Source organism: Terriglobia bacterium (genome assembly GCA_020073185.1).
GTDB lineage: Bacteria > Acidobacteriota > Terriglobia > Terriglobales > Acidobacteriaceae > JAIQGF01.
The window spans coordinates 117,206-130,322 of record JAIQFT010000011.1; the positions used below are offsets into that span (position 1 = coordinate 117,206).

Below are 13,117 nucleotides of genomic sequence, written 5' to 3' on the forward strand. Positions count from 1 at the left end.
CGGTGGCCCGCCGAACGCTGAATCAGCACGCCCCAAGCAAGCGTTCGGTGGGCCTTTTTCTCGCCTGCCGTCGCTGTTCACTCCTTGCGTGCTTTCGAGGAACAGCTCTGAGTGCTTACCCCGGAAGGGCACGGCTTTACGGGCTGCGGAAACCTGACGGAAGAAATGAAATTCAGTTATCCTTTTTTCTGACCTGCAAGTACGCGTCAATCACTTCCTGCAACTTGCCCTGTGCTTGGAGAATGAATTCCACGGCATCGCGCACGGCGCCGTGTCCGCCCGCGTGCTCGGTAACGTAATGCGCTATCGCGAGCACCTCCCGGCGCGAGTTCGGCACCGCGATCGCCAGCCCGCAGCGCTGCATCACCGGCAAGTCGATGATGTCGTCTCCCAGGTACGCCGCCTGCTCGGCGGAGAGTTTCTCCTGGCGCAGGATTTCCTGAAAGACAGTGAGCTTGTCGGCGATGCCCTGGTAGACATGGTCGAGGCGCAGATCGCGCGCTCGCAGCGCCACCGTATCGGAAATGCGCTTGGTGATCAGGCCGGTCTTGATCCCGCCCAGTCGCGCCAGCGAGATGGCGGTGCCATCATGCGCGTTGAAGCCCTTGGCTTCCACCATGTTCGCGCTGGCAATCGCGTAGCCACCCTTGCCGGAAAATTTGCCTGCCTGCTTGCGTGTTTCCTGGTGCGCTCCGGCGGGAGCGGGAAAGAACCAGAGGGAGCCGTCGGTCATGACGCCGTCTACGTCCAGCAGCAGCAACTTGATCTTGCGCGCGCGTTCTTCGGACATGGTCGGATTGTAAACGGTCAGAAGGTAGCCGGTAGCCGGCAGGCGTCGTCTGGGACCTCAACGCCCCGACCCCCGACTGCGGCCGTCAGAAGCTGCCCGCCACAAACTCCTCCATCACCATCTTCGAAATTGCTCCGCATTTGCCGCAGAACAGCAACGTCAGGTTGTCCTCCGACTTCAACACCGCGACGCGCAGGCTCTCGCACGACGCACAACAGGTGGTCGGCTCGCCCGATTGCGGCTCTTCCACTGTGGTGGTTGCAGCGGTCATCGTCTGGCCGGTTTTGACGGTGTTGATCTCGAACGTGCTGCGGCAATCGGCGCACACGTGGTTGAAGCAGCACTTGGGCTCGCAGGAGTAAACGATCTCGGCGCCGCCGCACTTGGGGCAGCGAATGATGTCCTTGAGCGAGTTCACGTTCCTATTCTACCCAGCGTGCGCCCAGAGCCCCGCGTCCCCAGTCCCGAGCATGGGGGTTCGCGTCTCACGACGCGGACACCCACGAGTTTATCAGGCGAACAATTGGCGAACCTCAACTTTTCACTTACAATAGAAAAATGTCCTTCGGGGGTGAAAACGCGCTGGCATGGGCCCATGCCATTGTCCGCGACTGGTTCCTGGCGAAGTTCGGCAGCCCGACCGAGCCGCAGGAGCAGGGCTGGCCGCACATCCTCGCCCGCCATACGACGCTGATTGCCGCACCCACCGGATCGGGCAAGACCCTGGCGGCATTTCTGGCCTGCATTGATCGCCTGGTCCGGCAGGCGCTGGCTGGCGACCTTCAGGACCGCACCGAAGTGTTGTACGTCTCGCCCCTGAAGGCGCTGGGCAACGACATCCAGAAGAACCTCGAAGTGCCGCTCGGCGAAATCCTCCAGCTCGCCGCCGAGCGCGGGCTGCTGATGCCGGAAATCCGCACCGCGGTGCGCACCGGCGACACGCTGATGCGCGAGCGTCGTGCCATGCTGCAGCGGCCGCCGCACATCCTGGTCACCACGCCGGAGTCGCTATACATCCTGCTGACGGCGGAGAAAAGCCGGCGCATCTTGCGGGATGTAGACACCGTCATTGTTGACGAAATTCACGCCGTCGCTGGCGACAAGCGCGGCTCGCACCTGACGCTGTCGCTGGAACGCCTCGACGCCTTGATCGAGGGCAGCGGACATCCAGCGCCGGTGCGCATCGGGCTGTCCGCCACGCAGAAGCCGATTGAGGAGATAGCGCACTTCCTCACGGGTCAACAACCCGCGCCACAGGATCCCGCCATCGTGGACGTCGGCCACCGGCGGGCCATGGATTTGCAGATCGAAGTGCCCGGCCTCGAGCTGGGGCCGGTGGCTTCGAACGAAATGTGGGACGAGATCTACGAACGCATCGGGGAACTCGTCCGCCGGCACCGTTCCACGCTCGTCTTCGTCAACACGCGGCGCATGGCGGAGCGCGTGTCGCATCATCTGGCGGAAAAGCTGGGGGAAAACGCGGTCGGCGCGCACCACGGCAGCCTGTCGCGTAAGCTGCGCCTCATGGCCGAGCACAAGCTCAAGAACGGCGAACTTAGCGTGCTGGTCGCGACTGCGTCGCTGCAACTCGGTATTGATATCGGAACGGTTGATCTGGTCATCCAGATCGGCTCGCCACGGTCGATCGCCGTCGCTCTCCAGCGTGTCGGTCGCGCGGGCCACTGGCGTGGCGCCATCCCCAAGGGCCGGCTGTTCGTCACCACGCGCGACGAACTCTGCGAATGCGCCGCCCTTATTCGCGCCATTAAGCATGGCGAGCTCGACCGCATCCTGATTCCCGAGGCGCCGCTGGACATTCTGGCGCAACAGTTGGTCGCAACTTGCGCCGCAGAAACCCAAACGCCTGTCATCCTGAGCGAGGACGCGGCAACGAGCGATCGCCCGGCTTTGGCGACCGCACGCCGCGTTGGAGTCGACGGACCCCTATCCGTACCGGAAAACTCCGGCATCAGTGAAGACGGTCTCTTCTACCTCGTTCGCCGCGCCTACCCCTATCGCAATCTCTCGCGTGAGGATTTCAATGCCATCCTCGAGATGCTCTCCGAAGGTATTTCTGCGCGCCGCGGCCGCTTCGGCGCCTTTCTGCATCGCGATCGCATAAACGGACGTGTTCGCGCCCGCCGTGGCGCCCGCCTGGCGGCGATCACTAGCGGTGGCGCGATTCCGGACAATGCGCTGTTCACCGTGGTCGCATCGCCGGAAGGCACCGTGGTCGGCACCGTGGACGAAGACTTCGCCGTGGAATCTCTCGCCGGCGACATCTTCATCCTGGGCAACACCTCGTGGCGTATTCGCCGCATCGAGAGCTCCTCTGGACGCATGCTGGTGGAGGACGCGCGCGGCGCGCCGCCTGGAATTCCATTCTGGCTGGGCGAAGCTCCTGCGCGCACCGCCGAACTATCCGAGCACGTGGCGAAATTGCGCACCGCACTCAGCGCGCGACTGCCCAACACTTCACCAGTCGGACTTACGACAACTGCGCCCGAAGTCGCCGCGGCCATGGATTGGCTGAAAGAAGAATGTGGCCTCGATTCTGCCGGCGCTGAGCAAGTGATCCGGCATCTGGTCGCCGGGCGCGCCGTGCTGGGCGACGTGCCCACGCAGCGGACGATCATCGCCGAGCGCTTCTTCGATGAGGGTGGCGGGATGCAACTCGTCATTCACGCGCCCTTCGGCGGCCGCATCAACAAGGCCTGGGGGCTGGCGCTGCGCAAGCGCTTCTGCCGCAGCTTCAATTTCGAATTGCAGGCCGCCGCCACCGATGACGGCATCAATATCGCTTTAGCCGAGCAGCACAGCTTCCCGCTCGCCGACGTCTTCCACTTCCTCCAACCGGAAACGGTACAGGGGGTGCTGGAACAGGCGGTGCTGACCGGCGCGCCCGTGTTCGGCACGCGCTTCCGCTGGGACGCAACCCGCGCGCTGGCCCTGCTCCGTTTCCGTGGCGGCAAGAAAATTCCACCGCAGGTGCAGCGTATCCTGGCCGACGACCTGCTCGCCTCTGTCTTTCCCGACGTTGCCGCGTGCGGCGAGAACATCGAGGGCGACATTCGGATTCCCCAGCATCCGCTGATCAAGGAAGTGATGAAAGACGTGCTGCACGAGGCGATGGACCTCGATGGCCTGCGCGCCGTGCTGAGCGGTATCCAGGACGGCGCCATCCGCTGCCTCGCCGTGGACACACCCGTGCCTTCGCAGTTCTCGCATGAGATCCTGAACGCGAATCCCTACGCCTTCCTCGACGATGCGCCGCTGGAAGAGCGCCGTGCGCGCGCCGTACAGATGCGCCAGATGTTGCCCGAATCTGTTTTGCAGGAGGTCGGGCGCCTCGATCCCGTCGCCATCGGGCAGGTGCAGGAGGAAGCCTGGCCCGACGTCCGCGACGCCGACGAACTTCACGACGCGCTGCTCACCCTGATCGCGCTGCCGGAAACTTGTGGCACACGCGCCCCCGCGGGTGCGGAACAAGATGGAGCGCGCTCGCCCTCAAGCGCTTATGATTGGGCGCCATGTCTGGACTTGCTGCTTGCGGCGCGACGCTCTGTCATTGCACAGGTAAACGGCAGGAGCTTCTGGCTTGCTGCCGAACGGGCCCCGGCGTTTCGCTCTGTTTATCCGGACGCGAAGTTCGATATTGATCCCCCTGAGATCTCCGCGCTCGGGGGCGAGCGCGCTCCAACTGTGTCGCAGGAGGTCGAGAGCGAGCACGCTCCAGCCCAGTCGCGGGATGGCGAGCGTAGTGCGGCGTTGCTGCAAATGCTCACCGGCTGGATGCAGCACATTGGGCCGACGACCGCGGGCGAGCTTTCCGCGCTGCTTGCAATTCCAGAGACCGAGATTAATCAGACGCTGCTTCGTCTGGAATCGACAGGCGCGATCCTCCGCGGCAGTTTTCGTCCGGCGGAAGCGCCGGGCTTCAGCTCGGCGAAACCGGGCGCAGAAAACTCCGGGGCTCTAGCCCTGGCGCCATCGACCATCGACCATCGACCATCACCGACCGAGTGGTGCGACCGCCGTTTGCTCGCGCGCATCCACCGGCTTACCTTAGGCGCGCTGCGCAGGGAAATCGAGCCGGTCACGGAGGCGCAGCTCATGCGCTGGCTTTTGTGCTGGCAGCACGTCGCGCCCAATTCACAGCTTTCGGGCGAACACGGCCTGCTGGAGGTCCTGAAACAGTTGCAGGGCTTCGAAGTCCCGGCCAACGCGTGGGAGCGCCAGGTGCTGGCGCGCCGCCTCTCCGATTACGACCCCAAGCAACTCGACCAGCTTTGCCTCACCGGCGCCATCGGCTGGGGACGGTTGTCGCCGCATCCCGCCACGCTGGAAGACGCGCACGACGGACGCCGGCGCGTAATTCCCACTAGCGTCGCGCCCATAACATTCTTCGTGCGCGAAGACGCCGACTGGATGACGCCGCGGCGTCCCGAATCCATCGAAGAGGAATCGCGCGGGCTGAGCGTCGGCGCCCGCGATGTGCTCGCGTTCCTGCGGCAGCGCGGAGCGTCGTTCTTCCCCGACATCGTACGCGGCACCGCCAAGCTGAAATCGGAGGTGGAAACGGCGCTGTGGGAGCTGGTCGCCGCCGGATTGGTCACCGCCGACGGCTTCGACAACCTGCGCTCGCTCATCGATCCGCGACGCCGCTCCGGGCAGGGAAGCGGCAGGACGGCGCGCCCGCGCCACTCCGCCGGACGCTGGTCGCTGCTGTATCCCATCGAGCAGCCCGATCGCAACAAAATGATTGAGGCGACCTGCTCGATGCTGCTGGCGCGCTACGGCGTGGTCTTCCGCGACCTTCTGGCGCGTGAGGCGATCCTGCCCAAGTGGCGCGAACTGGGGCAGGCTTTCCGCTGCATGGAGGCGCGCGGCGACATCCGTGGTGGCCGCTTCGTCAGCGGATTTCTGGGCGAGCAGTATGCGCTGCCGGTCGCGGTGGAATCGCTGCGCGCCTTGCGGCGCATGGAACCGACAGGCGAAACCATCACCCTCTCCGCGGCCGATCCGTTGAACCTGGTCGGCATCATCGTGCCCGGCGAGCGCGTGCCCGCGATCTCCGGCAAGACCGTGACCTATCGCGACGGCGTGGCCGTCACCACCGAAGAGCGTGCCCTTGCCGTTGGCCTTTCCACTCCGATAACGGCCGCGACTGGCGACTGAGCCGGGGTGGTTGCGATGTCAAACACGACTTCCACCCCATCCTTCACTTGCACAGTCCCGCCCGCAACGGTCACCGGCTTGATGCCGAACTCGCTCTGCTTCACCGTCGCCGATCCAGTGTAGCGACTGCCGCGCTGCTCGACACGCACTACCATCGGCCGCGTAACGCCGTGCAGGGTCAACTCGCCGCTGACGCGATACCGGTTTTCACCGGTCGGCTCGATGGTGCGGGAAACGAAGTGAATCTGCGGAAAGCGCTCGCTATCCAACACCGCGGCGCTGAGCATCGTTCTCTGCACTTCGGCACGCTTGTCGGCGCCCAGGTCGGGGTCGAGCACCTGCATCCCGCGAGCATCGACCATCAGTTCCACCGAGGGTGCGCCCGCGGTGGTGATGCTGCCGGAGATGATCGGCGCGCGGATTTCGTGGTTGTGCCCGAAGGCCGAGAACAGGCCTGACTTGAAGACCTTCACCGTCAGCGTGGAGTGTTGAGGGTCAATCCGCGCCGCTGCGTTCTTGGGCTCGAGCTGCGCCAATCCCAAAGCGGTCAGCAACAACACTGGTAGGAACCACAATTTTCGTCCCGCCACGAAACCCTGCTCCTGACATATGAGAGTAGACGAATCGGCGACAAGTTACGCATGGTGCTCCCGTATAATTCGCGCGTGCGATCCCGATATTTGCGTGCGACCGTGGCGTTCGTTGTCGCCATCCTCAGCGCAGCGATCGTTGTGGCGAAATTCCATGCGCAACCCTTGCCTCAAGACGCTCGGGCTGATCGTGTTTTGGTCCTAAAATCGGAACGCACCCTGACTCTCTACGATGGAAACACGCCTCTCAAAACCTATTTGGTTGCTCTCGGTCGCAATCCTGTGGGGAAGAAAGCGCAGCAAGGCGACCATAAGACTCCTGAAGGCAATTACATCCTCGATCGTCACAATCCGCAAAGCCGCTTCTATCGATCAATTGACGTGTCCTATCCGACTCCGGATCAGATCGCAGACGCCCGGCAGCATGGTGCCTCACCGGGAGGCGACATCTTCATTCATGGCCTTCCAAACGGCCTCGGCTGGCTGGGGCGCCCGCACCGCCGCATCGACTGGACAGACGGTTGTATCGCCGTGACCGATCGGGAAATGGATGAAATATGGCGCGCCGTTCCTGACGGCACGCCGATTGAGATACGTCCATAGCCGCCAGTTCGAACGTCCGTTCAATCCCAGCCGCCACGCCGCTCTTTGCCAGCCACTGGCCACTGACGACTGACCACTGCTGTATTAGAATCGTCTGTTCATTCACCGCCATTTTCCCTACGAGGAACTGTCATGCCTGAACTCGCTGCACAACGCATTGAAGCTCCCGCTCCTCTGACCGCCCTCACCGAAGACGAGCAGCTCTTTCGCGACAACATCCGCCAGTTCGCCGAGGACAAAGTTGCGCCGCTCTCCCACGAGATGGACGAGAAAGGCGTTTTCGACCACTCGCTCATCGACCAGTTCTTCCAGCTCGGCCTTATGAGCATTGAGATACCGGAGCAGTTTGGCGGCGGCGCGGGCACCTTCTTCGAGGCCATCCTCGCGGTCGAAGAGCTCTCGCGCGTGGACGCCTCCGCCGGCGTCGTCGTGGACGTGCAGAACACGCTGGTCAACAACGCCTTGCTGCGTTGGGGCAGTGACGAGCAGAAGAAACGCTACCTGCCGAAAATGGCTGCCGAGACGGTGGGCGCGTACGCGCTGAGCGAAGCCGGCAGCGGCTCCGACGCTTTCGCGCTGACCACCAAGGCCGAACTCAGGGGCGGCGATTACGTCCTCAACGGCCGCAAGCTGTGGATTACCAATGCCAAGGAAGCAGGCGTTTTCATCCTCTTCGCCAGCGTGGACCTCTCCGCCGGATATAAGGGCATCACCGCCTTCATCGTCGAAAAAGATGTCCCCGGCTTTACCGTCGGCAAGAAGGAAGACAAGCTCGGCATCCGCGCCTCCTCCACCTGTGAGCTGATCCTGGAAGACTGCCGCGTGCCCAAGTCGAACGTGCTGGGCGAGGTTGGCAAGGGATACAAGATCGCCATCGAGACGCTGAACGAAGGCCGCATCGGCATCGGGGCGCAGATGGAGGGCGTGGCGCGCGGCGCCTGGGAGCACGCGCTCAAGTACGCGCAAGAGCGCAAACAGTTCGGCAAGCCGATCGCCGATTTCCAGGGAATCCAGTTCCAACTGGCGCAGATGGGCACCGAGATCGAGGCGGCGCGCCTCATGGTCTACAACGCCGCCCGCCTGAAGGACGCCGGCATGAACTTCGTCAAGGAAGCCGCGATGACCAAACTGTTCGCTTCCCAGGTCGCCGAGCGCGTCTGCTCGCTGGCGGTCGAAATCTACGGCGGATACGGCTTCACCAAGGACTACCCCGTCGAGAAGTTTTTCCGCGACTGTAAGATCGGCAAGATCTATGAGGGCACGTCGAACATGCAGTTGGCGACGATTGCGAAACTCGTGCTCGGCGGAAAGTAGTCCGTCAGTAGGTTCGCGATAGGTTCTCAGTTCGAAAGCGGAGCCCCGCCAGCCGCCGGGGATCTTTCTTCACATCAAGAATCGCCAATCACAAACTGCGAATTGGACACGGATCCCTTGCCGCCGCCCTCCGTCTGAAATAAACTCTCGCTTTCCCCCAATCAGCAATTCCCGTTGACGGGAGTTCTCGGTGGAACCTACTCAGGCGGAGCAGTTGCTCGACATGGCGGCGGTACACGCCTTCTACGTCGAACTGCTGGAAACCGTGCTCGGTCATCCCTTGCCCGTGCCGCATGAAGTCTCGATCGGCGCCGCCGGCGGTGCGGTAGAGCAATCCATCACCGGACTGGGGCGCTGGCTGAACTTACTCGACCTGGCGATCACGCCGCCCATGATGCGCGACGCGCTCAAGGAATCCACCACGGAGGAAACGGCCGAGGCCTTGCTCCGCCACTTCGTGCGCAAGGGGTCGCACTCCGACGCCGATCGTGACAAGGGTGACTTCATTGTCACCTTCCTCTATCGTTCGCTGGTCCCCGCAGGCAAGCAGATCCCCGCGGAAATGATCGTGGACGAGCCGTCGGAATTTGAGCAGGGGCTCTACACCATCATCGGCTCGGAGGAATCCGCCGTTCTCCCGGAAGAGCATCGCCAGCTCGTGCGCGAGTTCCCCTTCGTTCGCCAGGAAGTGGATGACTACCGCCACTTCGACCAGCTCATGGATTCCGGCATCATCCAGCGCGTGCGCGACATCAAACAGCGCCTCGGCGAATCGTTTTATCATCCCCGCGTGCTGGCTACCATCGCCGCCTACAACGTCTATTTCGGAAGCCGCTTCGACGAGCTGTTCAAGCAAACCACGCAGCAGATCAAGAAATTCGCCAGCAACGTGCAGCAACAGGGCGGCAGCATCATGAGCCGCGTGGATGGCGACGTTACCGTCCAGCACCTCACCGAGGTCGAACAGCAGGAAACCGAGCTTCTGCAGACGGAGTACGGCCGCGCCCAGGAGCATTTCCGCAAGATCTCGAAATTGAAGAAGGCGGTGGACTCGCGCACCGGCGCGCGTCCTCATGTCGCAGGTGTTGCCGCCCACGCACCCGCTGCGCAACCACGCACCGGGAATGTGGCGGGCGCCGGCGAGGCGGCGCTCTCCGGCATCAACTTCCCCATCGCACAAGGCAAGCTGCGCGCCATGGAAGATTCCATCCGCAACTTCGTCCTCGCCGCCGACCCAAAGTCGGCCAACGTGATTCCGCTGCGCAACGGCAATATGGTGCTCAGCAGCGTCGAAGTAGACGCTTTCCGCAGCGATTACAGCGCCGAAAAGAGCTTCCGCGCCGACTACGCCAGGGCTCTGCGCCAAACCGTTTCCATCCAGGCATGTCTCCAGTTGGAGTTGCAGGAATACAGCTCGAAACAGAGCTCGGCGTATCTATGGAAGCCGCACGCCGACGCGCTAGCCTTCCTCATTAGTACCGCACAAAGACTTCAGGCGCAGTGCGGCGCCATTCTGGCGACTGCGGAACAGCGTGGTCTGGCCGACAAGGTCACTGCCATGAATGGCTCGCTGCAGAAGACGCGTCAGGAAGTGCAGCTCGCCGTCAATGCGTTGCAGGAGAATGGAAACTCATAGTCCGTGACCGGAAGAGAATTGTTCCATGATCGAATGGAAGGGTCACGCCAAGGTAGCGCTATCGCCGATTTCTAGCTACCGCCTTCACGCCTCCAGTGCACCGCTCCTCACCAATTCATCGACCAGCGATTCCAGGCGTTGCCGGTTCAGCGGCGTCATGTCGCTGAACCTTACTCCCATGCCGACCTGCCGGTGTGCCACCGTGACCTCGCCCTTGGCGGTGATTTGCGTTTCCCCCACGTGCACCGCCACATCCACGTGCGCTCCCGGACGCAGGGGCGTCGTCGTTTCCACGTAGCAACCACCGCTGCTGATGTCGTGCAGCATGGTCCACTGTCCTGCCGGAGCGCCCGGTTCCTGAATCTTGGCGCCGCCCGAGACCCGGTAACGCGCATCTCTGCGCCGGTTGCGGCTCCCGGACAGCGGCGACAGGCCGATGGGTGGCGTATGCGCCGAAGGGTGCACACCCTGCGACAAGACTACCGCGGCCACCGTCTTTGGCTCGGCAACGGGCGGGGCGCTCCCCCAGATATATTTTCCTGTCTCCAGGCACAGCAAGCCGAGGTGGCCTTCCGTCGGCGTGCCCTGCTGGCCGTTCCACACCACCTTGTAACGAGCCTTTTCCGTGCCGCAACGTACACCGATGGTCTCGCCCGGTCCGATCCAGCAGTGAAGGCCCCGCAGGCGCGCCCCGCGCCGGCTGATGTCCAACGTCCAAGCTGTCTGGTTGATCGGTTTGCCCGCGCTGTCCATGCCGAACACGCGCACCGCTGCCTCATACGAGGTTCTGGACTCACTTCGCGTCTGTAACATTGGGCGAGTCGCCACGAGCGGCCTCCTTCGCGGCCGCAATTCGGGGAGGTTGTTGCGTTCAAGTGTGGAGCACCCTAAGCCGCCTGTCAACTACTTCATGGTCCGGGGCGCCGAAAACGCGACCTGGGAAATGTCCGAAAGCGCGCTAAATCCACGATCCTGCGACAACCTTCGAAGTGCGGATGAAGTTTTGTCCCTTCGGGGTAAAAATTTGACATAATCAGCCAGCCTGGGGGGAAACGGCCATGAGCCTTCGCGCCGCCGCTGCCGTACACGCGCCCGAACCGCGCCGCATTGCCTTTATCACCACCGACAGCGCTACTCTCCCCGACATCCAGCTGTTTCTCGAGCCCGCATTTGATGTTCGCCTGCTCGATTCCTGGTCGCGACTGGCGCCGCTGCTCAGCGAAACCACCCTCGACGCCGTGCTGCTCGACCTCGACACCCTGGGCCTCACGCCTGCCGAGGCCATTGATCTGCTGGCCAAGCTCCGCGGCATCAACCAAGACCTCATCCTGGTCGCACTCACGCGCAGCCACGATCACTCCTTGCGGCTCAAGGCCGCGAAAGTTCCGGTGGATGAATTTTTCGCTGCTCCCGTGGACTTTCACGAGCTGCAAATCGTGCTCGACCGCGCTCTGGAAAAACGGGCCATGGAGACCGAGAACCGCCGCGTCGCCGAGCAAATTTCCGGCCGCTATTCCTTCTGCGAGCTGATCGGCGGCAGTGAAGCTATGCGCCGCGTCTACGACGCCATCCTGCGCGTCGCCCACAGCGATGTCACGGTTCTCATTCGGGGCGAAAGCGGCACCGGCAAGGAACTGGTCGCCCGTTCCATCGTGGCCTCCGGACCGCGCCGCGAGAAGCCCTTTATCAGCCTCAACTGTGCAGCCCTTCCGGAAGCGCTGATCGAATCGGAACTCTTCGGCCACGAAAAAGGCGCGTTCACCGGCGCCCACACCAGCCGTCCCGGCCAGATCGAACTAGCCCATACTGGCACCCTCTTTCTCGACGAGATCGCCACCCTTAGCCCGGGGCTGCAAACCAAGCTGCTGCGGGTACTGGAATCGCGCACTGTCCAGCGGCTCGGCGGCCGCACCAACAAGCTCGTGGACTTCCGCTTGCTCACCGCCACCAATGAGAATCTCGAAGAGATGGTGCATGCCGGAGGTTTCCGCGAGGACCTTTATTACCGCATCCACGTAGTGCCCATTTTTCTTCCGCCGTTGCGCGAACGTCGCGGCGACATCCCCCTGCTCGCCGACCATTTCCTACGCATCTACTGTGCTAGTAACCGTGTTCCGCTGAAGCGGCTCGACCACGAAGTAATCGAGATCCTCGAGGAATATTCCTGGAACGGCAACGTGCGCGAGCTGGAGAACTTGATCCAGCGCCTGGTCCTCATGGTCCAGGGCCAGGCCATCCTTCCCAAGGACCTTCCCCAGCAACTGCTCTATGCCAGCACCGCCAATCAGGAATCGCTCTTGATCCCAGAAGGCGGTATTGATTTCGACGAGGAAATTGCCCGCATCGAGGTCGCCTATCTGCAGGCGGCGCTGCGCCGAGCCGGCGGCACGAAGGTCGCCGCCGCCGCCCTCCTCCATGTCGATCCGCAGAAGATGAAATATTTATGCCGCAAGTACAAAATTTGACGTTCTTGTGGGTTAAAAATTAAACGCTAGGCGAAAAATTTTAACCCCAGTCGGGTGGATTTTTTAACTATTGCACAGGACGCACAAGGACGGTACCCGCATAGTCTTGATTTTGCGTGGATACTGGGAGATTCCTGCCACTTTCCGAGTTGGCACGGCGGTTGCAACTATTCCCGACTGAAACGGGGTTCAAGAATTCAAATTCACGAGGGGGATGGATATGCAAAAGAAATCTCTAATCAAGAGCCGGGCGGCTGCCAAGAAGGCGTTGCTGGCTTCCAAGAAAACCGGCCGCCTCACGGGTACAACCAAGGGCGAGTCGCTGACCGCAAGCCGGCTTGCCCAGAGCAGGCTGGCCGAGAGCAAGCTGGCGGAGAGCAAAATGGCCCAGAGCAGGCTGGCCGAGAGCAAGCTGGCCGAGAGCCGGCTGGCGGAGAGCAAGCTGGCCGAGAGCAAGTTCGCGGAGAGCAAGTTCGCCGAGAGCAAGCTGGCCGAATAAGCGATTCGCACACCGGAAGGTACACCGAGACGGGCTGCATGC

10 protein-coding genes are annotated in these 13,117 nt (G+C 62.6%); 6 read left to right on the top strand and 4 right to left on the bottom strand.

The genetic code is table 11. The features are described 5' to 3' along the window. Window positions 1–172: 172 nt before the first annotated feature. Together LAN64_05680 and LAN64_05685 are read right to left on the bottom strand one after the other, a co-directional pair. The gene (locus LAN64_05680) at window positions 173–790 is read right to left on the bottom strand and encodes an HAD hydrolase family protein (protein ID MBZ5567326.1); all 618 of its coding nucleotides are present in this window, start codon (window positions 788–790) and stop codon (window positions 173–175) included. A gap of 85 nt (window positions 791–875) precedes the next feature. Then, entirely contained in the window at window positions 876–1,208 is a 333-nt protein-coding gene (locus tag LAN64_05685) for a hypothetical protein (protein MBZ5567327.1), read from the bottom strand. Window positions 1,209–1,348: 140 nt separating this feature from the next. On the opposite strand from LAN64_05685, the gene LAN64_05690 reads away from it, so the two are divergent. Next, window positions 1,349–5,968: a DEAD/DEAH box helicase gene (locus tag LAN64_05690; GenBank protein ID MBZ5567328.1), complete on the top strand. Its 4,620-nt coding sequence runs from the start codon at window positions 1,349–1,351 to the stop codon at window positions 5,966–5,968. On the opposite strand, the gene LAN64_05695 is transcribed toward LAN64_05690, so the two are convergent. After that, the gene (locus LAN64_05695) at window positions 5,881–6,558 is read right to left on the bottom strand and encodes a YceI family protein (protein ID MBZ5567329.1); all 678 of its coding nucleotides are present in this window, start codon (window positions 6,556–6,558) and stop codon (window positions 5,881–5,883) included. The genes LAN64_05690 and LAN64_05695 overlap by 88 nt on opposite strands. Window positions 6,559–6,609: 51 nt before the next feature. Here LAN64_05695 and LAN64_05700 point away from each other — a divergent pair, with 51 nt between their 5' ends. The 3 genes from LAN64_05700 (at window position 6,610) to LAN64_05710 (ending at window position 10,111) form a co-directional block, all read left to right on the top strand. Further along, the gene (locus tag LAN64_05700; protein ID MBZ5567330.1) at window positions 6,610–7,161 is read left to right on the top strand and encodes a L,D-transpeptidase family protein; all 552 of its coding nucleotides are present in this window, start codon (window positions 6,610–6,612) and stop codon (window positions 7,159–7,161) included. A gap of 132 nt (window positions 7,162–7,293) precedes the next feature. After that, a complete protein-coding gene (locus LAN64_05705) occupies window positions 7,294–8,475 on the top strand; it encodes an acyl-CoA dehydrogenase (GenBank protein MBZ5567331.1) in 1,182 nt (393 codons plus the stop codon). 190 nt (window positions 8,476–8,665) lie between these two features. Continuing rightward, window positions 8,666–10,111 carry a hypothetical protein gene (locus LAN64_05710; protein ID MBZ5567332.1) on the top strand — a complete coding sequence of 482 codons (1,446 nt, stop codon included), beginning with the start codon at window positions 8,666–8,668 and terminating at the stop codon, window positions 10,109–10,111. 84 nt (window positions 10,112–10,195) lie between these two features. On the opposite strand, the gene LAN64_05715 is transcribed toward LAN64_05710, so the two are convergent. After that, a complete protein-coding gene (locus tag LAN64_05715; GenBank protein ID MBZ5567333.1) occupies window positions 10,196–10,939 on the bottom strand; it encodes a PilZ domain-containing protein in 744 nt (247 codons plus the stop codon). Window positions 10,940–11,169: 230 nt separating this feature from the next. On the opposite strand from LAN64_05715, the gene LAN64_05720 reads away from it, so the two are divergent. Together LAN64_05720 and LAN64_05725 are read left to right on the top strand one after the other, a co-directional pair. Then, window positions 11,170–12,576 (top strand): sigma-54 dependent transcriptional regulator, encoded by a 1,407-nt coding sequence (locus LAN64_05720; GenBank protein ID MBZ5567334.1) that lies wholly within the window; start codon window positions 11,170–11,172, stop codon window positions 12,574–12,576. A 220-nt stretch (window positions 12,577–12,796) separates the two neighbouring features. Beyond that, window positions 12,797–13,075 (top strand): hypothetical protein, encoded by a 279-nt coding sequence (locus tag LAN64_05725; GenBank protein ID MBZ5567335.1) that lies wholly within the window; start codon window positions 12,797–12,799, stop codon window positions 13,073–13,075. Window positions 13,076–13,117 lie beyond the last annotated feature (42 nt).